At 55.7% G+C, this 22,023-nt stretch carries 21 protein-coding genes and 2 tRNA genes; 16 read left to right on the top strand and 7 right to left on the bottom strand.

The window, feature by feature from the left end:
* Nucleotides 1–364: 364 nt before the first annotated feature.
* Together nirB and nirD are read left to right on the top strand one after the other, a co-directional pair.
* Nucleotides 365–2,905, top strand: a complete 2,541-nt coding sequence (gene nirB, locus AC3B8H_RS00185) for a nitrite reductase large subunit NirB (RefSeq protein ID WP_488439610.1) — start codon at nt 365–367, stop codon at nt 2,903–2,905.
* Nucleotides 2,905–3,240: a nitrite reductase small subunit NirD gene (gene nirD / locus AC3B8H_RS00190; RefSeq protein WP_488439611.1), complete on the top strand. Its 336-nt coding sequence runs from the start codon at nt 2,905–2,907 to the stop codon at nt 3,238–3,240. Before nirB ends, nirD begins: the two co-directional genes overlap by 1 nt.
* A gap of 27 nt (nt 3,241–3,267) precedes the next feature.
* Here nirD and AC3B8H_RS00195 read toward each other — a convergent pair whose 3' ends face one another.
* From AC3B8H_RS00195 to ygfZ, 4 genes are all read right to left on the bottom strand, one after another.
* The gene (locus AC3B8H_RS00195) at nt 3,268–4,995 is read right to left on the bottom strand and encodes a DEAD/DEAH box helicase (RefSeq protein WP_488439612.1); all 1,728 of its coding nucleotides are present in this window, start codon (nt 4,993–4,995) and stop codon (nt 3,268–3,270) included.
* Nucleotides 4,996–5,115: 120 nt separating this feature from the next.
* Nucleotides 5,116–6,090 (bottom strand): COX15/CtaA family protein, encoded by a 975-nt coding sequence (locus tag AC3B8H_RS00200; protein ID WP_488439613.1) that lies wholly within the window; start codon nt 6,088–6,090, stop codon nt 5,116–5,118.
* Between the two features lie 7 nt (nt 6,091–6,097).
* Entirely contained in the window at nt 6,098–6,940 is an 843-nt protein-coding gene (locus AC3B8H_RS00205) for an HDOD domain-containing protein (RefSeq protein WP_488439614.1), read from the bottom strand.
* 11 nt (nt 6,941–6,951) lie between these two features.
* Nucleotides 6,952–7,881, bottom strand: a complete 930-nt coding sequence (ygfZ, locus tag AC3B8H_RS00210; protein ID WP_488439615.1) for a CAF17-like 4Fe-4S cluster assembly/insertion protein YgfZ — start codon at nt 7,879–7,881, stop codon at nt 6,952–6,954.
* A 63-nt stretch (nt 7,882–7,944) separates the two neighbouring features.
* Here ygfZ and AC3B8H_RS00215 point away from each other — a divergent pair, with 63 nt between their 5' ends.
* From AC3B8H_RS00215 to AC3B8H_RS00225, 3 genes are read left to right on the top strand one after another with little or no spacing between them, the layout of a single operon-like run.
* Nucleotides 7,945–8,376: a protein YgfX gene (locus tag AC3B8H_RS00215; RefSeq protein ID WP_488439616.1), complete on the top strand. Its 432-nt coding sequence runs from the start codon at nt 7,945–7,947 to the stop codon at nt 8,374–8,376.
* Between the two features lie 14 nt (nt 8,377–8,390).
* Entirely contained in the window at nt 8,391–9,245 is an 855-nt protein-coding gene (locus tag AC3B8H_RS00220; RefSeq protein WP_488439617.1) for an HDOD domain-containing protein, read from the top strand.
* On the top strand, nt 9,245–10,447 hold the full coding sequence (locus AC3B8H_RS00225; RefSeq protein WP_488439618.1) for a sensor domain-containing diguanylate cyclase: 1,203 nt from the start codon (nt 9,245–9,247) through the stop codon (nt 10,445–10,447). The genes AC3B8H_RS00220 and AC3B8H_RS00225 overlap by 1 nt, the downstream gene beginning before the upstream one ends.
* Nucleotides 10,448–10,506: 59 nt before the next feature.
* Here AC3B8H_RS00225 and AC3B8H_RS00230 read toward each other — a convergent pair whose 3' ends face one another.
* Nucleotides 10,507–11,370, bottom strand: coding sequence for a hypothetical protein (locus tag AC3B8H_RS00230; protein WP_488439619.1), 864 nt, complete (start codon nt 11,368–11,370; stop codon nt 10,507–10,509).
* A gap of 166 nt (nt 11,371–11,536) precedes the next feature.
* Here AC3B8H_RS00230 and AC3B8H_RS00235 point away from each other — a divergent pair, with 166 nt between their 5' ends.
* The 4 genes from AC3B8H_RS00235 (at nt 11,537) to AC3B8H_RS00250 (ending at nt 13,921) form a co-directional block, all read left to right on the top strand.
* A complete protein-coding gene (locus tag AC3B8H_RS00235) occupies nt 11,537–12,130 on the top strand; it encodes a tetratricopeptide repeat protein (RefSeq protein WP_488439620.1) in 594 nt (197 codons plus the stop codon).
* Nucleotides 12,131–12,329: 199 nt separating this feature from the next.
* The gene (gene ychF / locus AC3B8H_RS00240) at nt 12,330–13,421 is read left to right on the top strand and encodes a redox-regulated ATPase YchF (protein ID WP_488439621.1); all 1,092 of its coding nucleotides are present in this window, start codon (nt 12,330–12,332) and stop codon (nt 13,419–13,421) included.
* A 50-nt stretch (nt 13,422–13,471) separates the two neighbouring features.
* A tRNA-Met gene (locus AC3B8H_RS00245) sits at nt 13,472–13,548 on the top strand.
* Between the two features lie 94 nt (nt 13,549–13,642).
* Complete coding sequence (locus AC3B8H_RS00250) at nt 13,643–13,921, top strand: hypothetical protein (protein WP_488439622.1); 279 nt, start codon at nt 13,643–13,645, stop codon at nt 13,919–13,921.
* A gap of 69 nt (nt 13,922–13,990) precedes the next feature.
* On the opposite strand, the gene AC3B8H_RS00255 is transcribed toward AC3B8H_RS00250, so the two are convergent.
* A tRNA-Gly gene (locus tag AC3B8H_RS00255) sits at nt 13,991–14,065 on the bottom strand.
* 47 nt (nt 14,066–14,112) lie between these two features.
* Nucleotides 14,113–14,283 (bottom strand): hypothetical protein, encoded by a 171-nt coding sequence (locus tag AC3B8H_RS00260; protein ID WP_488439623.1) that lies wholly within the window; start codon nt 14,281–14,283, stop codon nt 14,113–14,115.
* Between the two features lie 612 nt (nt 14,284–14,895).
* Here AC3B8H_RS00260 and AC3B8H_RS00265 point away from each other — a divergent pair.
* The 7 genes from AC3B8H_RS00265 to AC3B8H_RS00295 are packed head-to-tail and all read left to right on the top strand — an operon-like array spanning nt 14,896 to nt 22,000.
* Complete coding sequence (locus tag AC3B8H_RS00265; protein ID WP_488439624.1) at nt 14,896–15,258, top strand: response regulator; 363 nt, start codon at nt 14,896–14,898, stop codon at nt 15,256–15,258.
* Nucleotides 15,259–15,279: 21 nt separating this feature from the next.
* Nucleotides 15,280–17,334, top strand: coding sequence for a chemotaxis protein CheA (locus tag AC3B8H_RS00270; protein WP_488439625.1), 2,055 nt, complete (start codon nt 15,280–15,282; stop codon nt 17,332–17,334).
* A 30-nt stretch (nt 17,335–17,364) separates the two neighbouring features.
* On the top strand, nt 17,365–17,871 hold the full coding sequence (locus AC3B8H_RS00275) for a chemotaxis protein CheW (protein WP_488439626.1): 507 nt from the start codon (nt 17,365–17,367) through the stop codon (nt 17,869–17,871).
* Nucleotides 17,872–17,904: 33 nt separating this feature from the next.
* Nucleotides 17,905–20,238 (top strand): methyl-accepting chemotaxis protein, encoded by a 2,334-nt coding sequence (locus AC3B8H_RS00280; RefSeq protein WP_488439627.1) that lies wholly within the window; start codon nt 17,905–17,907, stop codon nt 20,236–20,238.
* A 39-nt stretch (nt 20,239–20,277) separates the two neighbouring features.
* Entirely contained in the window at nt 20,278–20,769 is a 492-nt protein-coding gene (locus AC3B8H_RS00285) for a chemotaxis protein CheW (RefSeq protein ID WP_488439628.1), read from the top strand.
* Nucleotides 20,766–21,527, top strand: a complete 762-nt coding sequence (locus AC3B8H_RS00290) for a ParA family protein (RefSeq protein ID WP_488439629.1) — start codon at nt 20,766–20,768, stop codon at nt 21,525–21,527. The genes AC3B8H_RS00285 and AC3B8H_RS00290 overlap by 4 nt, the downstream gene beginning before the upstream one ends.
* On the top strand, nt 21,527–22,000 hold the full coding sequence (locus AC3B8H_RS00295; RefSeq protein WP_488439630.1) for an STAS domain-containing protein: 474 nt from the start codon (nt 21,527–21,529) through the stop codon (nt 21,998–22,000). The genes AC3B8H_RS00290 and AC3B8H_RS00295 overlap by 1 nt, the downstream gene beginning before the upstream one ends.
* Nucleotides 22,001–22,023 lie beyond the last annotated feature (23 nt).

Genomic DNA, 22,023 nt, shown 5'->3' on the forward strand with positions numbered 1-22,023 from the left:
ATGGAAGGGGAGGTGCTCGGCGCGGATACCGGCCAATATTGGGCCAGTTTGGTGCGGAATGCGAAAAGGTTTGCATTATTTGGGTGCGCCAATCGTCGCGGCGAGGTAGGGTGAATTTTATAAAAACGTTTTAAATCAATGGCTAGATAAATCTGGCATGGAAGTTGATTGCCTATCGTCAAGTCTCGTCGTTGGACTTGCCCCGCTTTAGACCTGGACAAAGGCGTCCTGCGCGAATGATGTCAATCATTCGCCAGGGCGCCTTTTTTTTGGCCTGAACAAAAGTTTCGCGACGACCGGACCCGAATTCGAGCGTAACGCGAGTGGATTCGGAGCAATTAAGCCCAAATTACAGGAGTCGCGGATGAGTACGCAACAAACCTTGGTCGTGATCGGTAACGGTATGGTCGGCCAACACTTTTTGGCTGGCCTGGTCGAGAGCGAAGTCCTTTCTCGCTACCGCGTGGTCACTTTTTGCGAAGAGCCTAGGCCGGCCTACGACCGGGTACATCTATCGGCTTATTTCGCCGGTAAGACCGCCGAGGACTTGTCCTTGGTCGAGAGCGGATTTTTCGAACGGCACGGGATTGACATTCATCTGGGCGACAAGGCGATCGGAATCGATCGCGAGCGCAGGCAGGTGATTTCCGCCAACGGTGCGATCATCGACTACGATAAGTTGGTCTTGGCGACCGGTTCGTATCCGTTCGTGCCGCTGATTGCCGGCCGCGACCGGCCGCGTTGTCTGGTGTATCGGACGATAGAGGATCTGGAAGCGATCAAGGCCGCGGCGGCGCAATCGCGAATCGGTGCCGTGGTCGGCGGCGGTTTGTTGGGGCTGGAAGCGGCCAAGGCGCTGAAGGACTTAGGGCTGGAAACCCATGTCGTGGAATTCGCCTCGCGGCTAATGGCGGTGCAACTCGACGACGGCGGCGCCGCGATGTTGAAACGGAAAATCGAGGCCTTGGGCGTCGTTACCCATTTGAATAAAAATACTACTGCGATCGTCGATGGCGAAACGGCTCTGCACCGGATGACCTTCGCCGACGGCAGCCATCTGGAAACCGATATTGTGTTGTTTTCCGCCGGGATTCGTCCGCGCGACGAGCTCGCCGGCGCCTGCGGTCTCGCGGCTGGAGCGCGCGGCGGGATTGCGATAGACAATCAGTGCCGGACTTCCGATCCGGATATTTACGCGATCGGCGAATGCGCGTGCTGGAACGGCCAGATCTTCGGTTTGGTCGCGCCCGGATATGCGATGGCTAGAACCGTGCTGGCCGATCTGGCCGAAACCGAGGCGGCGTTTACCGGCGCCGATATGAGTACCAAATTGAAGCTGATGGGCGTCGATGTGGCGAGCATCGGCGATGCGCAGGCCCGGACGCCGGGGGCGTTGGTCTACAGCTATCAGGACGGTGCCGGCGAAATCTATAAACGGTTGGTCGTCAGCGAGGACAACCGGCACTTGCTGGGGGCGGTGCTGGTCGGCGATGCGGCCGACTACGGCACCTTGTTGCAATATTGCTTGAACGGCATTGAATTGCCGGCGCAACCGGATACGCTGATTTTACCGACGCGCGGCGACGCGCCGGCCGGTCTCGGCGCCGATGCGTTGCCGGCTAGCGCCCAGATTTGCTCTTGCCACAATGTCAGTAAGGGGCAGGTGTGCGACGCGGTCGCCGCCGGTTGCGCCAGCATCGGCGAACTAAAGGCCGCCACCAAGGCCGGCACCGGTTGCGGCGGTTGCGGCGCGTTGTTGAAGTCGGTATTGGACAGCGAATTGACCAAACTCGGCGTCGCGGTCAGCACGGATATTTGCGAGCATTTTCCGCATACCCGCCAGGATTTGTACCATTTGGTAATGGTCGGCCAGATCAAGACCTTTGACGAATTGTTGGACCGGCACGGACGCGGTCTGGGTTGCGATATTTGCAAGCAAGCGGTTGGCTCGATCTTGGCCTCGTATTGGAACGACTACATCCTGGAAAAACCGCATGTGGGTTTGCAAGATACCAACGACACCTTTTTGGCCAATATCCAAAAAGACGGCACCTACTCAGTGGTGCCGCGTATTGCCGGCGGCGAAATTACTCCGGAAATGTTGATCGTGCTGGGCCAAGTCGCTAAAAAATATCGCTTGTATACCAAGATCACCGGCGGCCAGCGTGTCGATTTGTTCGGCGCCAGGGTCGAGCAGTTGCCGGCGATTTGGCGGGAATTGATCGCGGCCGGCTTCGAGTCCGGTCACGCCTACGGTAAATCGCTACGCACGGTCAAATCCTGCGTCGGCAGCACCTGGTGCCGCTACGGCGTCGATGACAGCGTCGGGCTGGCGATTGAATTGGAAAATCGTTACAAAGGCTTGCGGGCGCCGCATAAAATCAAAATGGCGGTTTCCGGCTGCACCCGGGAATGCGCCGAAGCGCAGGGTAAGGACATCGGCGTGATCGCCACCGAGAACGGCTGGAATTTGTACGTGTGCGGTAACGGCGGCATGAAACCGCGCCACGCCGATCTGTTCGCGACCAATCTGGATAGGGAAACCTTGATTCGCTACATCGACCGGTTGCTGATTTTTTACGTGCGGACCGCCGCGCGCCTGCAGCGTACCTCGGTGTGGCTGGAAAATCTCGACGGCGGTCTGGCGTATCTCAAGGAAGTGGTAATTGCCGACAAGCTCGGGATCGCCGCCGATCTGGAGCGGCAAATGCACCATGTCATCGATACTTATCAATGTGAGTGGAAAACCACTCTCGCCGACGAAAACCACTTAAAACGCTTCCGCCATTTCGTCAACAGCGACCTGGGCGACGAGGATATCGTGTTTGTGGAAGAACGGGGTCAAATTCGGCCGGCCGATCCTGAAGAACGCAAACATTTTAAACTGATTGAGGAGGCCGCCTGATGAGCCATTGGATAGAGATATGCCGAGCCGAGGATTTGCAAGCCGATTCCGGCATTTGCGCCCGCTTGGCCGGTAAGCAAATCGCGTTGTTCTTTCTGCCTCGCTTGAACGCGGTGTTCGCGATCGGCAACCGCGACCCCTTCAGCCAAGCCAATGTATTGTCGCGCGGGATGGTGGGCGACATCGGCGGCGAGCCAATGGTGGCCTCGCCGATGTACAAGCAGCATTTCAGCTTGCGGAGCGGAATTTGCCTAGAGGACGCCGCAGTGCGGGTGCCGGTGTTTCAGGCCCGCATCGAACAAGGCCGAGTGGAGGTCAGCAGCGCGGCGGATTGACCGGCATCGGGGCCGCCGGTCCGTGCCTCATTCCTGCGGCTTGCCGCGTTTCGACGGCGAGCCGACCCGTTTTTTGCTTTTGGCTTTTTTGATGGCTGCCGGGTCGAAGTGGGAAATGTTGAGCGGTTTGCCGACGACCCTGACCTTTTTCAGCGCCTGAAACAGGTCCTTGGGCATGCCGGCCGGCAACTCGACGGTACTGTAGGTTTCCTCGATTTTAATCCGGGCGATATGCTCGCCGTCGATGCCGGTCTCGTTGGCAATCGCGCCGACAATATTGCCCGGTTTGACGCCGTCGTTACGGCCGATTTCAATTCGGAACAATTCCATTTCGACTTGGCTGGCGCCCCGGCCGCGTTCGCGTTGCGGGCCGCGCTCGCTGCGTTCGCGGGGTCTGTCGTCGGCCGGCCGGGCGGGTTTTTTTCCGGAATCCTTGAGTAATAATGGGGTGTCGCCCTGCAGCAATTGCGCCAGCGCGGCGGCAATGTCGATGGCCGGCACGTCGTGTTCCACTTGGTACTGACTGATCAGCTGATGAAAAAAGCTCAGCTCCGCCGACGCCAGCGTGTCGGTAATCCTCTGTTTAAAGCGGATCACCCGGGCATTGTTGATGAACTCGGTGGACGGTAATTGCATTTCCGCGACTTTCTGGCGGGTGGCTTGTTCGATATTGGCCAGCAAGCGTTTTTCGCGCGGCGAAACGAACAGTATCGCGTCGCCGGTGCGGCCGGCGCGGCCGGTGCGGCCGATGCGGTGGACGTAGGATTCGGTGTCGTAGGGAATGTCGTAGTTCACGACGTGGGTAATCCTATCCACGTCCAGGCCGCGCGCGGCCACGTCGGTGGCGATCAGAATATCCAGCTTGCCGCTTTTCAAATGGTCGATAGCCCGCTCTCGCAGGGCCTGCGACATATCGCCGTTGATGGCGGCGGCGGAAAAACCGCGAGCTTCCAGTTTTTCGGCGACTTCGACGGTAGCGGTCTTGGTGCGGACGAAAATGATCATGCCGTCGAAGTTCTCGGCTTCCAGAATCCGGGTCAATGCGTCCATTTTATGTTGACCGTTGACGAAGCAGTAACGCTGGCGAATGTTCTCGGCGGTCGTGGTTTTGACCTTGATCGTGATTTGTTCGGGCTGATTCAGGTAGCGCTGGGCGATTTTGCGGATTTCAGCCGGCATTGTCGCCGAGAACAGCGCGGTTTGCCGGGTCGGCGGGGTTTGCTCCAGAATCCATTCGACGTCGTCGATGAAGCCCATCCGCAGCATTTCGTCCGCTTCGTCGAGTACCAGCGTCGTCAATTGATCCAGCTTTAAGGTGCCGCGCCGCATGTGATCCATGACCCGGCCTGGCGTGCCGACGATCACGTGCGCGCCGCGATTCAATTGCCGCAGTTGGCTGGTGTAATCCTGGCCGCCGTAAATCGGCAACACGTGAAAGCCCTTGATATGCGCCGCGTAGCTTTGAAAGGCCTCGGCGACCTGGATGGCCAGTTCCCGGGTGGGGGCTAGCACCAAGGCTTGCGGGTCTTTTTGTTTCAGATCGATTCGGGTCAGTATCGGCAACGCGAAGGCGGCGGTCTTGCCGGTACCGGTCTGGGCTTGGCCCAGCACGTCTCGGCCGGACATCACGAAGGGAATAATTTGGGCCTGAATCGGCGAGGGGGTTTCGTAACCGATGCCCTCTAACGCTTTGAGAATGGGGTCGGATAGCGCTAGGTCTTTGAAGGAAGGCGTGACGGCGGGGGTTTCGGACATTAAATTTACCTGTGGAATAAAAGAGATCGACCCGATTGGCATGGGGTCACCCGACCATTGTACCTCAGTTTGGCGGGTTTATTTTTAACTTATTGATAATTTGGATAAAACGTCCAGAGATCACGCGGGGCGTCCGGCCGCGTATTTCAGGCAAATCCAAATGAAAAATTGAGCGCCGAAAATCAGATTCGCCATCAGCAAATGTACCGGCTGGGCGACCGCCGGGAAACCCAGGCGATCCAGGCTGACGCCGGCCAGAATCGCGGTAACGATCAGCCCGGTCAGGCCGTATGCCATGTATCGCAGCAGATTGCCGCGCGTGGTGTGTTTGACGATTTGCCAGGCCAGCCATAGGTTGGTGAATAGAATAATCGACGAGAACGAGCGGTGTACGTAAAAAATCACTGGAAAGCTATCCCGCCAGAATTGGCGGTCGATGTAGCTATGCTGGTGGGCGATGAAATCCACCGATTCCCTGACTTGGGTTCCCATCGCGATTTGTATCAAGGTCATGCCGATCGCGGTTTTGAGGACCAAGCCGAAACTCGGCGTCTGCCATCCGCCGTCCAGTCGCGCCAGTAACGGTTGCTGAGAGCGGGCGATGGCGTAGATCAGCAACGCGACGATCCCCAGTGCCAGCAGCATATGTAAGGTGATCATCAACGGCTTTAGATTGCTGGCGACGACGGCCGATCCCAGCCAGCCCTGAAATCCGACCAGCAAGAATACCGTGACGGCCAGATGGAAGATGCCCTTGTCGCCTTTCAGATAAATACGCGAAGCCCACGCGGTCAGCAGCACCAGCAACCCGGTGCTGGCGCCGATCAAGCGGTTGGTGTATTCGGTCCAGGTTTTTACCGGGTTGAAGGTAGTGTTCTGGTAGCCGCGCTGGGCGTAGATTTCGTGGTAATTGGCGGGTAATTGCGCTTCGTCGGTCGGCGGTACCCATTGGCCGAAGCAGGTGGGCCAGTCCGGACAGCCCATGCCGGCACCCGACGCGCGGACGATGCCGCCGACCAGGATCACAAAGTAAACGGCAAAGATGGTTAATGTGCCCAAGCGGCGAAAGCGGGCGGCGGCAAGCGGGTCTATCATCGGTGATCTATAAAAATAGGGATTGAGCGAGTTCGATTTCCTCGGATACGCCTTCGATTTCGAGAATTTCGGCATCGCCGGCCAGCCCGAGTTTGGCGAAAGCCGGCACCGAATGCCAATCGACCCGGCAGGCCGGATGATCGGTACCGGCCACGCTTTGCAGAAACGCGACTTGCACCAAATCGACGTAATCGGCTTTCGGCCCCGAATCGCGTTGAAAATCGACGTATTCGGAGGGCACCGGCTTAAGTTCCTCGGGAAAATGCCAGGTGTCCATGATGATTTTGCCGACGTGGGGGTGGGCTTTTTCCAACAATTTATCCAGGCGGGACGGACTGTCTCGAAATTCCGGGATATTCTCGACCAGACTGAGTATCGGCAGTTTGCCGATTTGGTGTATCAAGCCGGCCAGCATGGCTTCGTCGGCGTTTAGATGGGGGGCGAAACCGGCCAATGCCCGGCAAATCGCGGACACGTTGACGCCTTGCTCCCAGATCGTTCGGAAATAACTTTCCAGCAATGCCGATTTAGGGGCAAACATTTGTTGCATGATCAGGCTGGTGACCAAAGTCCGGATGGTGTTGTTACCCAGTCGAGTCACCGCCATTTGGATGTTTTTGATTTCCATCGCTCCGCGATAGAGCGGGCTGTTGGCGACTTGGATCAAGCGCGCGGAAATCGCCGCGTCGGTGGCGATGATCTCCGCCAGACTTTGCGCGGTCACGTCACCCTTGCTGACGGCGTCGCGCACCTTGATCGCCACGTCCGGCAGAGTCGGCAGCACCAAACGGTTGGCATCCAGTTCCGCTTGAACATGGGCTAAAAAGTCGTTGACGGATTTGAATTGCATGAGGCTGTGCCCTACTGGGGGAGGATTAAACTAACCGGCGTCTGATGTTCGTCGCCAAGTATAAAGCGTTTTGACTCGCCTTCAAGCACGTGTAACACCAGTAGCATGCGGGTTTCGCCGTCGCTGGCGGCGGCCAGCACGTTGCCGGCGGTTTGGCCAGTGACGGCATCCAATACCGGCGTGCCCGGCGCGATAGGCAATTCGCCGGCGCAGCCACCAACGTACAGTTGTCGTTTCACCTTGCCCAGATAATGGCTTCGGGCGACAATTTCCTGGCCTGTATAGCAGCCCTTGCTGAAACTGATGCCGCCTAGGCCGTCCAGGTTGAGCATTTGCGGCACATGTTGCTCGGATTGCGACGCATCGAACCAAGGTAAGCCGTCAACCACATCCCGGTAGCGCCAAGCCGTTTCAGGTCGGCTAACCAAGTCTGTTAGTATGGCGTTACCGTGGTTTTCCAAGATCAAAAACCGGTTGGGGCAGGGCAGTTTGACTATCGTGAGCGGTTCATGGCTGACCGACCAATCGTTGTCCGGCAATGTAAACGCTGGGAATTCGCTGCCGGCCGGAATTCCCAGCCCGGCGACGCTGACGCGGTCGCTGCCATCGCTGATTGTCACCGCGGCGCGCAACACGTATTTGCGCAATTTTTCGATGACAGGGGTGAGTAGCGTGCTTGGCAGCACCAACCAATAACCGTTGGCGTTTTTAATCACCAGCAAGGTGCTGATGACCCGGCCCTTGGCGTTGCAAAATGCCGCGATACTGGCTCGGGTTTCGCTGATCTGCTGAATGTCGCAAGTCAGCTGACCCTGCAAAAACCGAGTGCTGTCTCCGCCGCTGATCTCGATCGCGGCCAGCCCGGTGGCGGGGTAATGTATGGCGAGCTCGCCACGCGGATCAAGGTTGCCGGTCGGTTGGGCTATTGTATCGGTGTTCATGTCCAGGTTTAAGGGTGGTATTTCGCCATTAGTTTACCGTAGCCTGATCGCGAGATCGTTTTTATGAAGCGAAATTTCGAAGCACCCTTGCACTTTGCCGTCCTCGATTCTCGATGGAGGGCCGGGTTGCTGTATGGTCTACACGCCATGGCGTTGTATGCCGGCCTCGAGAATGGCATGCCCTTGGTTTACCGGCTGGCGGCGGTTGGTATATTGGCGTGGATGGCGGTAAACAGCGGCGTGTTTCTAAAAACACGGCCAATTTTTCTGCGCTATACTCCGGGCTGCGGTTGGGAAATGGGGACGGAGTTCCAAGCATTTCAGCCGATACGAATCGAATCAACTACGGTGACAACTCGGATGCTGACTATTTTGCATTATCGGAAGGATGGTGGAATTGTCGAGACTCTGCCGATTTTTCACGATGCGCTACCCGAGAACGACTATCGCCGCTTAATCGTCAGTCTCAGGGTTTCCGGGTTTTCGCGGGATTGACGCCGGTGAATGCAATGAAAACCTTGCAGTTGCAAGTCGGCGCGCTGAAAAATTTGCCGGTATTGCCCCAAGCCAGCTTGCAAATTCTGCAAGCGATCAACACGCCGGATATCTCCATTGATCGCCTGGTCGGCGCGCTTTCGACATCGCCGAGTTTGGTGGCCCGGCTGTTGGGGTTGGCCAATTCCGCGTATTTTTCAAGGGGAAAGACGATTACCGACATCCGCAGCGCGGTGTTTCAAGTTTTGGGTTTGGATTTGGTGAAGGGTTTGGCGTTGGGCGTGATTTTTAACGTCCAGTTTGATACCCGAAAATGCCAAACCTTTGAAAGCGACTATTTTTGGATGCGCTCACTGGTCACCGCGGTAGCCGCGCAAAAATTGGCCTCGGAAATTGGCGCGCTGCAGCATCTGGCACCTTCCTCGGTATATACCAGCGGCTTGCTGTTGGACATCGGCCTGTTGGCCCTAGGTTTTCTGGCGCCGGATCAGCTTAACGATATCTTTATCGCGGCCGAACGCGGTCCGGAACGAGTTGCCGATTTGGTCAGCGGCCAGTTCGGTCTCAGTCATTTTGAGATCGGCGCGGCCCTGTTAAAAAAATGGCATCTGCCGGAGCTGTATCAGATGGTCTTGTCCGAGTATCAACACCGGGATTATGCGGGGCAGGAGCAGTCTTTATTGGTTTTGTTGCGCCTTTGCCGGCGGCTTAGCGCGGAGTTCGCATCGGAGGTCGAGTTCGAGCCGGCCGCGTATTTGTCGAGCTGTCAGGCGTTGCAGTTGCCGATGGATACTTTGAGCGGGATCGCCGAGCAGTTGCTGGAAAGCCGGATTGCAATGCAGCAATTGGCCTACGTGATGGGGAACTGATGGACGAGAATAGCTACGGTTCGGAGACTGCGGACGGTGTATACGGATTTGGCATGCACGATCTGGTCGTGGACTTGTTCAATGCGCTTTCGACCATTAAGGAATTGTCGGAAGTTGGCTATCAGGCCGACGATGAAAAACAATTGATACGCCGGGCGTTGGCCAGTTTGATCCAAAATCAGGATATGGAGCGTTGTTCGTTTTTCGCGGTGGACGGCGACGGTTGGTTGACTAACGTGGTCGGCCTGAGTTTTGTCGAACTGAATTTACCAGAGGTGCCGGCCGGAGACACGACCCGATTCAAGGTCGGGGACGGTGTGATCGGTTTGGCCGCGTCGACGGGGCAATTGCAGTATTGCCAGAATTGTTTGGAGGATGAGCGCTTTAGCTCTGAAAGCGGCAATGCCGCGATGCCTGGCTCGTTGATCAGCGTTCCGGTGTTCACTTGCGACGAACAATTGATAGGCGTCTTGAACGTTTCGCATCCGCTGCCGTATTTCTTCACCGATTGGCATATGCGCTTGCTGGAAATTTACAAGAATATGCTGGGCCAATTGATTACGACGCGGCGTTTGCTGCGGCAAATGGATCAGCAGATTGCGCTACGAACCTCGCAACTGGAGTCCCTGGTTGCCGAAACCAAGCAACTCAAAGACCATTTCGCCAGCATGTCGATGCTGGATCAACTGACGGGGTTGCACAATCGCCGTTACTTTTACGATCAGGTGGAAATCGCAATCTCTCATCACAAACGCTATCGGAACAGCTTCTGCCTGTTGGTCATGGATATCGACTTCTTCAAGCGTATCAATGATCGCCATGGGCACTTGTTTGGGGATGAAGTCCTGGTGGGGGTGTCCGAAGCACTCAAAAAACTGGTGAGGGCCAGCGATATCCTGGTTCGGTTTGGGGGAGAGGAGTTCGTGCTGGTGTTCACCAATACCTGTTGCGAGGGCGGCTACGCGTTGGCGGAACGTATCCGGCAAGAAATCAAGACCTTGCGTTGGCATGTCGGTTTGGAGTCGGTCAGCGTCACGTTGAGCGTGGGCTTGCATTGCGTCGATAGCGGTTACCATGATACCCACGAGGCCATCGATATCGACGACATCATTCATTGCGCCGACTTGGCGCTTTATCAAGCCAAAACCAGCGGCAGGGACCGTATCGTGGTGTATTCCAACGGATCGACCACGGACTGCTGAATTCGCCGCGGCAGCAAAAAGGCGCCGGTTAAGCGCCTTTAGCGAGTGCCCGTCCGGCGTTATTTTACTTTCAACGAACCGCCGGTACCCAAACCGTCTTGTACGTCTTGAGCTTTGTAGTTACGTACGGCGATCACCATGTTGTTGTAAGCATCGAAGAATGCCGCCGCGATGGCTTGGCCTTCCGGCGTGCGCGAGAAGGAACTGACACCGCCGCCTACGCCGCCGCCGAGCAGATAACCCCAGCCGCCGATCCCGGCGGCTGCGGAAAAATTGGTATTGTTGGCGGTCGCGCTACCCGAGGAAATCGCAACCTGAACGGTGGAACGGATGTCCGTCAAGGTCAATGCCACATCCGAGGTTCTGGTTTCCACCGAGTTCGACAAGGCGCCCGCAGCGGCGCCCAACGCACCTAGGCCGGCCGCGCTCAGACCAATCCCTACCAGACCGGCGCCGAGGTTATTGCTGTTGCCGCTGGTGGCTTCGTTGGCGACAATGACTTGCGGATCGAGCAAATAGTCGGCGGCGACGCGTTGGCCTTTGTGTTGTTTGGAACCGGAGCGGTATTCGCCGGAATCGCGCTGTTCACCGGTGATTTCGTTAATCAGCGCTCGCGTGGCGCGGTTACCGATAGAGGTCAGAACGAAGCAATTTGATTGTTGCACCGCCAGCCGAATCAACGGTTCGACCGTGGTTACGTTGCTGGAGCCGCTGAAGCGACCGTCGGCGACGGCCAAGGTGCCCAGCGGGGTTGTGCAACGCTCCAAGGATTTATTCGCATTCACACTGGTTGCCCCCCCTGCGGAACCGGTTACCATCTGGCTGCTACCGCCCGTTTGCAATCCCGCTTGCTGCGTGGCGCAGGCGCTCAGGGTCGCCATGACAGCCGATAGCCAGATTTTGTTAGTGGGCCGTTTGCTCATAAAAACTCCTCAGTTGTGTGGGTCAATTCTCTTTGAAAATACACGGGGTGAACGTGAAAACCAGTTGTCTAACGCGCCGATTAGCAAATAAGATAGGCCGGCATGATAGCTCAAGTTAGAAACTAACGCGATAATGAGACCGACAAATATGAAAGCATCGTTTTGGATGGCAATTCTTTTGCAAATCGCTATGTTGCCGGGGTGTACGCAGACGCCGCCACCCGTTGCGAACGTCAACACCGTCACCATTTGCGACGAAAGCGGTTGCGCCGACCGGCCCAGGAATTACGCGAGTTTCGATCCGGCCAAACGCACGCCGGAGGAAGAGGCGGCCAGTCAACAAATGTCGGCTTTGGAGGCTATTGCCGAAAAAGACCCTTCCGCCGCTTACGACTTGGCGTTGCGGCTATTTCGCGGCGACGGCATCAAGCAAAATACGCATAAATCAGTGGAATGGATGCGCAGTGCCGGCGAACGCGGGCATTTCGAAGCCCAGAAAGCGTTGGGGCGTTTGTATTTGACCGGCTTGGGCGAAATGGGCTCGGACCCAGGCGAGGCGGAAAAATGGTTGAGCATGACCGCGAGCAAGGGCGACAAAGAGGCGCGGGCGCTGCTGAAGGAAGCCACGCAAGCCCGGCAAGCCGTGCAAAGCAACTATCGTTATTGGGATCGCTGGCGTTCCACCTTTTACAACTATTGGTCGAGCGGCTATAACTATCATTGGCGTTGGGACGCCGGGCGCTGGTATTACAACTATTGAGTATTCGGCGGCTATGGTCGCCTTTATTAACTATCGACCTCTAGGAACCAGCGCCTTTCATCTGAAGTTTTGGCATCAAGATGCCGCGTTGCCGCGTTTGTCCTGATGTTTGCTGGCCCATTCCTTGCTATAATTCCGCGACTTTTTTACTCCGGTTCTGCCGGGTTTTATCGAATCTCATCTCAGCTGAATTATTGCCATGGCACTTCATTGCGGAATCGTTGGCTTGCCCAACGTTGGTAAATCGACTTTGTTCAATGCGTTGACCAAAGCCACGATCGCCGCCGAAAACTATCCTTTTTGCACCATCGATCCCAACGTCGGCGTTGTACCTGTTCCCGATCCGCGTATGGATAAACTGGCGGAAATCGTCAAGCCCGAGCGCATATTGCCGACGACGATAGAATTCGTCGATATCGCCGGATTGGTGGCCGGTGCTTCCAAAGGCGAAGGTTTGGGCAACCAATTTCTTGGCAATATTCGCGAAACCGATGCCGTTGTCCATGTCGTCAGATGCTTTGAAGACGACAACGTTATTCATGTGGCGGGCAAGGTTGATCCAATCGGCGATATTGAGGTCATCAATACCGAATTGGCATTGGCCGATATGGCATCGGTCGAAAAGGCCTTGCAGAAAGCGGCGAAAATCGCCAAGTCCGGCAATAAGGACGAATTGGCCAGAAAAGATGTGTTGGAACGCGTATTGGGGCATTTGAATCGAGGGGAGCCGGTTCGCACGCTTGGCTTGAGTGACGATGAAGCCAAGTTGATCAAGGAGTTATGCTTGATCACAATCAAGCCGACTCTATACATCGCCAACGTCCAGGACGACGGCTTTGACGATAACCCGATGCTGGATCAAGTCAGGGCGTTCGCGGACAAGGAAGGCTCCTCGGTTGTCCCGGTCTGCGCGGCAATCGAGGCCGAAATCGCCCAGCTCGAGGACGAAGAGAAAAAGGAGTTTTTGCAGGATCTTGGTTTGGACGAGCCCGGATTGGATCGCGTGGTTCGCGCAGCCTACCAATTGTTGAACCTGTCCACGTATTTTACTGCTGGAGTAAAGGAAGTCCGGGCTTGGACGATTCCAGTGAACGCCACCGCGCCGCAAGCTGCCGGTGTCATCCACTCCGATTTCGAAAAAGGCTTTATTCGGGCTGAAGTAATTTCTTATCAAGATTTTGTCAGCTATAACGGCGAGCAGGGAGCTAAGGATGCTGGAAAATGGCGTTTGGAAGGCAAGGAGTATAAGGTGCAAGACGGGGATGTCATGCATTTCCGCTTCAATGTTTGACACTAAATCCAGCTTGTCATACACTATGCGGCTCTTGAGTTGATGTCAGTGGCGACATAGCTCAACCGGTTAGAGCGCGGGATTCATAACCCCGAGGTTCCAGGTTCGATTCCCGGTGTCGCCACCATTTCTCGATTCAGAGAAGCTCAAGGAAGATCAGAAACCCGCAAGCTGTAAGGCTTGGCGGGTTTTTTATTGCCTGATCGATTAAGTTCGATTCGATGTCGTCAATCGATGAAGCAGTTTGGATTCCAGTGTTTTCCGTGCAGCCTTTTAATGCCATGAGCAATAAAGCTCTGGGAAGCCAATATCCTCTTTGGAGCGGCGGTTTGTCGGCTACGTTCCGCGTGCTGCTTGGCTCGGAAGTGCGCAAGCTAACGATCCAGCGTCACTTTATTGGCTATTTGGGGATTTGTGCCTACCATGCTGGTTTTGACAGCGCGGCAATGGATTTGACGATTTCAGCAAACAACCCAACGATTGCATGCAACGGAATCTAACTCAAAAATGCCGAACGTCGAATGCCATCTTTTCAAGAGGCAGAGAGCCTAAACTTTGCGCTAGACGCTTGGAGCGGGCGATGGGAGTCGAACCCACGTCTTTGGCTTGGGAAGCCAAGGTAATGGCCGTTATACGACGCCCGCTAGACAGTAAGCAACCGGCCGGCATGTCAGTCCGCAAGCCGCCTTTATTAGATTCTATCGCAAGTCGTTGATCGTGGCGACTGCGTATCGGCGCTATGCCACGCTTCAAGGAAAAAGGAGCTGAGTTCCAGATAAAGTGCCCGAAATAATTGAATTGTGGCAACCGCTAAGATTGCGCCGATCGATAATCCGGCAAACAGCATTAAAACGACTTTCATATTGTCCTCCGTTGGGCTTGGTTAGATTAGAAACGACCGACTTTCAGGGGGTGGGCTGCCAGTTTCAAGACTTTCGCTGAGGATTTCAATATGTTTATTTACAACAAAAGTAGCGAAATTGTAACGTTAATTCAATCAGTTAGTTAAGGCATGGTCTTTATGCCGAATGGTAGAACGAGTAGTGCGATTGATACGGCGGACTTTATAAGTGATTACCGGAGTTTTAATGGTTTGGCGGATCAGGGGCCTTTCGCCAGCGGACGCCTTCCTCAGGCTTTAGACGCGATGAATGGCTTTTACCCCGAGTGCATCAATGCTAACGGATACGATCGAGTGAGTCCGCTTGAGGAGTCTACTTCGATGGCAAGCGGCCTTTTTGAAGGCAGCAAGGAGGCCAATGACCAGTTTTGATTATGTATCTGACGACTGCTTCGCAAAATTCGGGTCATGGGCCTGAGGGGCGCATGAGCTTCGCCGGAAATCTTGTTACAGTTAACTATACTGGCGATTAACCTAGGTTGATATCGCCAGTTTGTCTATTCCAGGCAATAAAACGCTTCGCCGGTTTGCCAGCGGCGGATGTCAAATTCAGTATTTATGGGGGAGATCTCAGTGGCCACGATACTTGCAGTGGACGATTCCGCGTCGATGCGCCAAATGGTGTGTTTTACCTTGAAAGGAGCGGGTTACGACGTCGTGGAGGCCGTCGATGGCGTCGACGGGCTCAATAAAGCGAAAAGCCAAGCCTTCGATTGTGTTGTCACCGATGTCAACATGCCGAACAAGGATGGTATACAACTGATCAGGGATTTGCGCGCTCTGCCGAACTACAAATTCACGCCGTTGCTGATGCTGACCACCGAGGCCGGCATGGATAGAAAGCAACAGGGTAAGGAGGCTGGGGCAACCGGCTGGATCGTCAAGCCGTTTAATCCGGAGCAGTTGTTGAAAACGATCCAAAAGGTATTGGGTTAAGCCACTGCTTGAGAGGCGCCGTTGACTATCGACATGTCCCAGTTTCATCAAGTCTTCTTCGAAGAAAGTTTCGAAGGGCTTGATGTGATGGAATCCGGGTTGTTAAGCCTTGATGTTGGTTCGGTGGATGCCGAATCGATCAATACCTTATTCCGGGCTGCACACTCGATCAAGGGTGGCAGCGGGACATTCGGCTTTGCCGAAGTCTCCGACTTTACTCACGGCATGGAAACCTTGCTTGACGAAATGCGCGACGGTCGTCGGCAAGTGACCGAAGGGACCGTGAGGGCTTTGCTGGAATCGGTAGATTGCCTCAGAGACATGCTTGGATGCTTGAAAAATGCCGAGCCGTTGAATCAAACGCGCATCGGTCAAACCAAAGCCGTGTTGGCAGCCGAACTAGCCGGCGAGCATTCCGATACCCTAGAAGGCGGCAGTGACTCTGCTGCCGCTCCTCAACCCAATGAGGCCGACACGAGCGATTTCGCGGCAAGCGGGTGGGCGATCGCGTTCAGCCCGCATCGGCATTTACTGAAAACCGGCAACGAACCGGTACGGATGTTCCGCGAACTGGCCGGCTTGGGCGATATGAAGGTTACTGTCGATTTGCAGGGCGTACCGAGCTTTTTCGATTTGGATCCCGAGGAATGCTACCTGTCCTGGACATTGGCTTTAACAGGCAATCTGGGGCGCGATGATGTCGCGGAGGTGTTCGACTGGGTGGAAAATGATTGCGATCTTGCGATCTACCCGTTAGCAAAACGCGATTCGGTGCCCACCATGGCCGAGGATCGGCAGGGCGAAGTGGGTGCGGCCGCGACACCCGCCCAGCCGCCATTTACTCCAGTCCCCTCTAAAAGCGCCGAGCCGGTGTCGGTTCACGAAGAAGCCAAGCCAGCCGCGAAAAACACCGGTTCGATTCGAGTGGATATCGCGAAAATCGATCATTTGATCAACATGGTTGGCGAACTGGTCATCACCCAATCGATGCTGAGTTTGGTCGGCGAGCGTTTCGAAGCCGGCAAACTGGACCAATTACGCAACGGTTTGACCCAACTTGAGCGCCACACTCGCGAATTGCAGGAAAGCGTCATGAACATCCGGATGTTGCCGGTTAGTTTTGTGTTCAGCCGTTTTCCGCGTTTGGTGCATGATCTCAGTACTAAACTCGGCAAGAAAATCGAATTGAAGCTGATTGGCGAACACACCGAGGTTGATAAGACCGTGGTCGAATTATTGGCCGATCCCTTGGTCCATTTGGTTCGCAACAGCTTGGATCATGGCATCGAAATGCCCCAGGTTCGTCAGGCGGCTGGCAAGCCGGAGATCGGTACCGTGACGTTGCAGGCTTACCACCGCGGCGGCAATATCGTCATCGAAGTCAAGGACGACGGTCAGGGTTTGGATGGCACCAAGTTGCGCGCGAAAGCGGTTGAAAAAGGCTTGATTAGCGCGGACGCCGTTTTATCCGAACGGCAGTTGTACGAACTGATCTTCCTGCCCGGCTTTTCGACCGCGGACAAGCTGACCGACATTTCCGGACGCGGCGTCGGCATGGACGTGGTGCGGCGCAATATTCAAGCCTTGGGCGGCAATATCGAAATTGTTTCGGAATTGGGCAAGGGTTCCACCTTCGCGATCTATTTGCCGCTGACCTTGGCGATACTGGATGGCCAATCGGTTGCGGTGGGAGAGGAGACCTATATCCTGCCCCTCGGCGCGATTGTCGAGTCGTTGAATATCAGCGACGACAGAGTCAATCGGGTGGCTGGTAAGGGCGAGACCTTCCACCTGCGCAGCCAATATTTGCCGATCATCCGCCTGCATCGAATTTTTCAGGTGCCGGGCGCCAAAGCGACGAAATTGACCGATGGGCTGTTGGTGGTCGTGGAAAGCCATGGCGTGCGTTGCGGTCTATTCGTCGACGATCTGCTCGGCCAGCAACAAGTGGTGATTAAGTCGCTGGAAGCCAATTATCGACGGGTGGACGGCGTATCCGGCGCGACGATTCTGGGCGACGGTTCGGTGGCGCTAATTCTGGATATTCCGGGATTGGTGGCCTTGGCCAATCAATGAACGAAACTTGCGAATGGTAACGGAGGCAATATGAGCGATGCAGCGCCAGCAGTCGCCAATAAGTCCGGCGATATTCGGCAATTTCTGACTTTCGTTTTGGGCGAGGAGCTCTACGGCGTCGATATTCTGCGGGTGCAGGAGCTACGTTGCTGGGAGCCGGTGTCGCGGATACCCAACGTACCGTCTTACGAAAAGGGTGTTGTCAACTTGCGGGGCGCCATCGTACCCATCATCGATTTGCGCGAGCGCTTTCAGCTGGGTACAGGTCAAGTCGGTCCGATGACCGTTGTGGTGGTGTTGCAGGTCAATGCCGGGGCATCGGTAAAAGTCATGGGCGTGGTCGTGGATGCGGTTTCCGATGTCGTCGACGTCGAAAAAAGCACAATCCAAAGCGCGCCGCATTTTGGCACCAAGGTCAGTACCGAATTTCTATCGGGACTTGCGTCGGTGCGCAACGAGATGGTGATGTTGCTCGACGTCGATCGCTTGTTAAAGCTCGAAGTTTTAGATGCCGCCGACGAAAGTCGGACTCAGTGATGCGTAAGGCCGAATTTCAACGGAGAAATTGCAATGAGAGTGAACCAACCTGTGACCGACCGCGAAGTCACGATGACACCGGGTACGGTGCTGGTGACGCGGACCAACTTGAAGGGCATCATCACTTACGCCAACGAAGCGTTCATTGAAATCAGCGGTTTCAGTAAGGACGAATTGATTGGCGCCAACCACAATCTGGTCCGCCATCCCGACATGCCGGAGGCGGCGTTCGCCGATCTTTGGCAATGCCTCAAGGCGGGGCGTCCCTGGACCGCGCCGGTCAAGAATCGCACCAAATCCGGCGATTTTTACTGGGTCGAGGCTAACGTCACGCCGGTTCAAAAAAACGGTAAGGTTTACGAATATTTGTCGGTCCGCTACGCGCCCAGCCGCGAACAGATCAGTCATGCCGAAGCATTCTACGAAAAATTGGCGAACAAACAGGCCACGATCCGACCGGTGGGGGCGCGGGCGGCGTGGGCGAAATTGGCCGACATTGGCATCGGTACCAAATTGGCGATCGCCGGGGGGCTATTGGCATTGCCCTCGTTGATTTGGATTGCGTTGGCGATTGCCGACCATGCATATCAGATGGCGGTCGCGGCCGGCGCCACGATGGCGGTTGGGGGTTGGATAGGCCTATCGGTGGTACGCCGCATCCGCGAACATTTGCGCGAATCCACCCGGATTTGTTACCGCTTGGCCGACGATCAATTCAGGAATTCGATCGAATTAAACTGCAACGATCAGATCGGCGCGTTCAACCGGGCGTTGTACACCACCCAAGTCAAACTGATCGCCGATTTAGCCTATTCGAAACAGGTCGCCTACGAAGCCACGCGAATCAAACAGGCGTTGGACAATGTCGAGTCTTGCGTGATGGTGGCCAATAACGATTTGGACATCATTTACATGAATAACACCGTCAAGGCCATGTTCAAAAACGCCGAGGCCGACATTCGTCGGCAACTCCCGAATTTCGACGCCGACGCCTTGCTTGGCGCCAATATCGATCAGTTCCACCAAAACCCGGCGCATCAGCGCGGATTAATGGCCGGTTTGGCAAAAACCTTTAGCTCGCAATTGGTTATCGGTGGTCGGCATATGAATATCGTCGCCAACCCGGTCGTCAACGACGAAGGCTCTCGTATTGGCGTCGTGGTCGAGTGGCTCGATCGCACGCGCGAGGTCAAGGTAGAACGGGAAATCGAGGCCATCGTCCAAAGCGTCAAGATCGGGCAATTGGACAAGCGTTTGGCGCTCGACGACAAACAAGGCTTTTTCGCCAAGCTAAGTCAAGAAATCAATGACCTGACCGATGTGATCGAGCGGGTCTTCGAAGAAGTCGGCAGCACGATGAAAAGCATGGCCGAAGGCAATCTGAGCAATCGAATTACCAGCGATTATCAGGGCGTCTACCTGGCGTGCAAAAACGATATCAATAGTACGATCGACAAGCTGGGCGACATCTTCGGCGAGGTCACCGAATCGGCGAATTTCATTAACAATTCGTCGCGGGAAATCGCCAGCGGCAACAACAATCTGTCGCAACGCGCCGAACAACAGGCCGCCAACCTGGAGGAAACCGCGGCCAGCATGGAAGAGTTGACCAGCACCGTCAAAAACAACGCCGAGAATGCCCAGCAGGCGAATCAGGTGGCGGACAATGCCAGAGAACTCGCCGAGAAGGGAGGAAGTGTCGTCACTGCCGCCGTCAAGGCCATGCAGGATATCAATGAAAGCAGCAATAAAATTGCCGACATCATCGGCGTTATCGACGAAATTGCCTTTCAGACCAATCTGCTGGCGCTGAATGCGTCGGTCGAAGCGGCCAGAGCCGGCGAACAAGGCCGCGGGTTCTCGGTGGTCGCGACCGAAGTGAGAAATTTGGCGCAACGCAGCGCTACCGCCGCGCGAGAAAGCAAGGAGCTGATTCAGTCCAGCGTGCAAAAAGTTCGGGTTGGGACCGATTTTGTCAATCAAACCGGTAAGGCGCTGGTCGAGATTGTCGCCAGTGTCAAAAAAGTCGGCGATATCGTCGCTGAAATCGCGAACGCCAGTGCCGAGCAATCGGCCGGCATTGCTCAGGTCAATCAGGCGGTGGCGCAAATGGACGAGATCACTCAACAAAACGCCGCGTTGGCCGAACAAGCCTCGGCGGCCAGCGTATCGATGAGCGATTTGTCGATGAATATGGTGGAGCTGTTATCGTTTTTTAAGCTGGACGAACGGCAGGTCGGCGTACCGCAAAAGCCGGCGGCAAGTATTGAATCAATCACGAAAAGCGCCGCGTCGGGCATCAGCAAGCGCCCCAGTTCCCCGGTATTCAAGTCGGCGACCAGCGATGACGAGTGGCAAGATTTCTAATCGAAAGCAGTGATCGCCGAATCAACCGGGTAATTCCCCATGAACGACAATAACGTAGTCGACCGAAACATCGAACAATTTTTGACTTTCGAATTGGCCGGCGACGCCTATGCGCTGAGCATCTTGAAAGTCCAGGAAATTCGCGGCTGGGAGCCGGTACGTAAATTACCTGATACGCCGGCGTGTGTCGTCGGGGCGCTCAACTTGCGCGGGACCATTGTGCCGGTTCTTGATTTGCGGATACGCTTCGGAATTGAGCGAGTCGAATATACGCCGACCACGGTGGTGATTGTGACGTGCGTGGAGACAGCCGAAGGCGAGCAAGCGGTCATGGGTGTTATTGCCGACGCGGTTTCGGATGTGCTGGATGTCGATCCCGCCGATATCAAATCGGCGCCGAATCTGGGGACCAGGATTGACACTCGCTACATGCGTGGTATTTACGTGGCCAAACAGCAAATGGTGATGGTCCTGGATGTCGATAAATTGCTGAATCCGGAAGAATTTGTCGATCTCGGCGCCGCGCCATGAGCCGGCGCATCATCGCGATTCTGAATCAGAAAGGTGGCGTTGGCAAAACCACGACGGCGGTCAATCTTTGCCATGCCCTGGCTAGGATGGGGAATCGGATAGCCGTGATCGATTTAGACCCGCAATGCCATCTCTCCGTATCGTTGGGTGTCACCGCCAACAATCCGCTGGGCGTGGACGAAGCGATGCTTGGCGGCGCCAAGCTGGATGCTTGCGCGGTCACGGCTCGGGAAAACTTGTTGTTGATTCCGCCGGGGCCGCGTTTGCAGCAAATCGAACAACTCAGTCAGGGCGAAACTCACCGGGGCGACTTGTTGGCCATCGCGCTGGCCGGCAGTTTGATGGAGGTCGACTTCGTGGTCATCGATTGCCCACCGTCGTCCGGCATTCTGGTGGCGAACGCATTGATGGCCGCCGACGAGATTTTGATCCCGATGACCAGCGATTATCTCGCCTTGCAGGGTTTGTCGCATTTGATGGGGACCTTGCTGAAATTCGAGGCGGCTCTAAACAAACGCTATTTGCTGCGCTTGATCATGTCCCGCTACGTGCCGACGCGGCGTTTGTCGCAAGATGTGTTGCGGACCCTGCGCGAGTATTTCAGCGGCAAGATATTGGCGACACCAATACGCGAAACCGCATTTCTGGCGGAATGCCCGAGTTTTGGCAAGACGATATTCGAGTACCGGCCGGGTTGTCGCTCGGCGCGGGATTTCAACGCGTTGGCGCGTGATTTTTTGACCGGAACGGTGATCTGATGGCGGATAAACGCGAACCCAGTTTGATCGGTTACGACCCCTTGGCTTGGTTGCGCGAGTCTGGCGCCGAGAACTTGCCCGATCCGAGCCAGGCTTTGGCTATCCCGCTGTCCAGCGCGCCGGTCTTGGCGGAAGCGGAAGCCGAAAACGCCGCCGGAACGTCGCCAAAGACGACGGCCGGTGTCGCGCGCATCAGTTTGGAGGCGGTACAAAACATCCAGAACGTTTGCGATTTGCGCGAACGGCTGATAACGGCGATGGCGGAAGCCGGGGACATCGAAGTGGATGCGTCGGCGGTGACCCTGGTCGATACCGCGACCTTGCAACTACTGTTGGTGTTGAAGCGGGCCGCGCTGGAAGCCGGCAAGCGAGTCAGTTTCGATTTCCCGTCGGACCGTTTTGTCGAGGCTGCCCAATTGCTCGGCATTGCCGAGTTGTTGGAAGTCGATCAGACTTACGCCGGTTTTTTCTAAGCGGGTCGGGTGCCGGATTTGAC

The sequence above is a fragment of the Methylomonas sp. BG-2 genome, assembly GCF_057766305.1.

Coding starts and splice junctions, on each gene's coding strand:
- nirB (WP_488439610.1), top strand. CDS start 365: ATGAGTACGCAACAAACCTTGGTCGTGATCGGTAACGGTATGGTCGGC.
- nirD (WP_488439611.1), top strand. CDS start 2,905: ATGAGCCATTGGATAGAGATATGCCGAGCCGAGGATTTGCAAGCCGAT.
- AC3B8H_RS00195 (WP_488439612.1), bottom strand. CDS start 4,995: ATGTCCGAAACCCCCGCCGTCACGCCTTCCTTCAAAGACCTAGCGCTA.
- AC3B8H_RS00200 (WP_488439613.1), bottom strand. CDS start 6,090: ATGATAGACCCGCTTGCCGCCGCCCGCTTTCGCCGCTTGGGCACATTA.
- AC3B8H_RS00205 (WP_488439614.1), bottom strand. CDS start 6,940: ATGCAATTCAAATCCGTCAACGACTTTTTAGCCCATGTTCAAGCGGAA.
- ygfZ (WP_488439615.1), bottom strand. CDS start 7,881: ATGAACACCGATACAATAGCCCAACCGACCGGCAACCTTGATCCGCGT.
- AC3B8H_RS00215 (WP_488439616.1), top strand. CDS start 7,945: ATGAAGCGAAATTTCGAAGCACCCTTGCACTTTGCCGTCCTCGATTCT.
- AC3B8H_RS00220 (WP_488439617.1), top strand. CDS start 8,391: ATGAAAACCTTGCAGTTGCAAGTCGGCGCGCTGAAAAATTTGCCGGTA.
- AC3B8H_RS00225 (WP_488439618.1), top strand. CDS start 9,245: ATGGACGAGAATAGCTACGGTTCGGAGACTGCGGACGGTGTATACGGA.
- AC3B8H_RS00230 (WP_488439619.1), bottom strand. CDS start 11,370: ATGAGCAAACGGCCCACTAACAAAATCTGGCTATCGGCTGTCATGGCG.
- AC3B8H_RS00235 (WP_488439620.1), top strand. CDS start 11,537: ATGGCAATTCTTTTGCAAATCGCTATGTTGCCGGGGTGTACGCAGACG.
- ychF (WP_488439621.1), top strand. CDS start 12,330: ATGGCACTTCATTGCGGAATCGTTGGCTTGCCCAACGTTGGTAAATCG.
- AC3B8H_RS00250 (WP_488439622.1), top strand. CDS start 13,643: ATGTCGTCAATCGATGAAGCAGTTTGGATTCCAGTGTTTTCCGTGCAG.
- AC3B8H_RS00260 (WP_488439623.1), bottom strand. CDS start 14,283: ATGAAAGTCGTTTTAATGCTGTTTGCCGGATTATCGATCGGCGCAATC.
- AC3B8H_RS00275 (WP_488439626.1), top strand. CDS start 17,365: ATGAGCGATGCAGCGCCAGCAGTCGCCAATAAGTCCGGCGATATTCGG.
- AC3B8H_RS00280 (WP_488439627.1), top strand. CDS start 17,905: ATGAGAGTGAACCAACCTGTGACCGACCGCGAAGTCACGATGACACCG.
- AC3B8H_RS00285 (WP_488439628.1), top strand. CDS start 20,278: ATGAACGACAATAACGTAGTCGACCGAAACATCGAACAATTTTTGACT.
- AC3B8H_RS00290 (WP_488439629.1), top strand. CDS start 20,766: ATGAGCCGGCGCATCATCGCGATTCTGAATCAGAAAGGTGGCGTTGGC.
- AC3B8H_RS00295 (WP_488439630.1), top strand. CDS start 21,527: ATGGCGGATAAACGCGAACCCAGTTTGATCGGTTACGACCCCTTGGCT.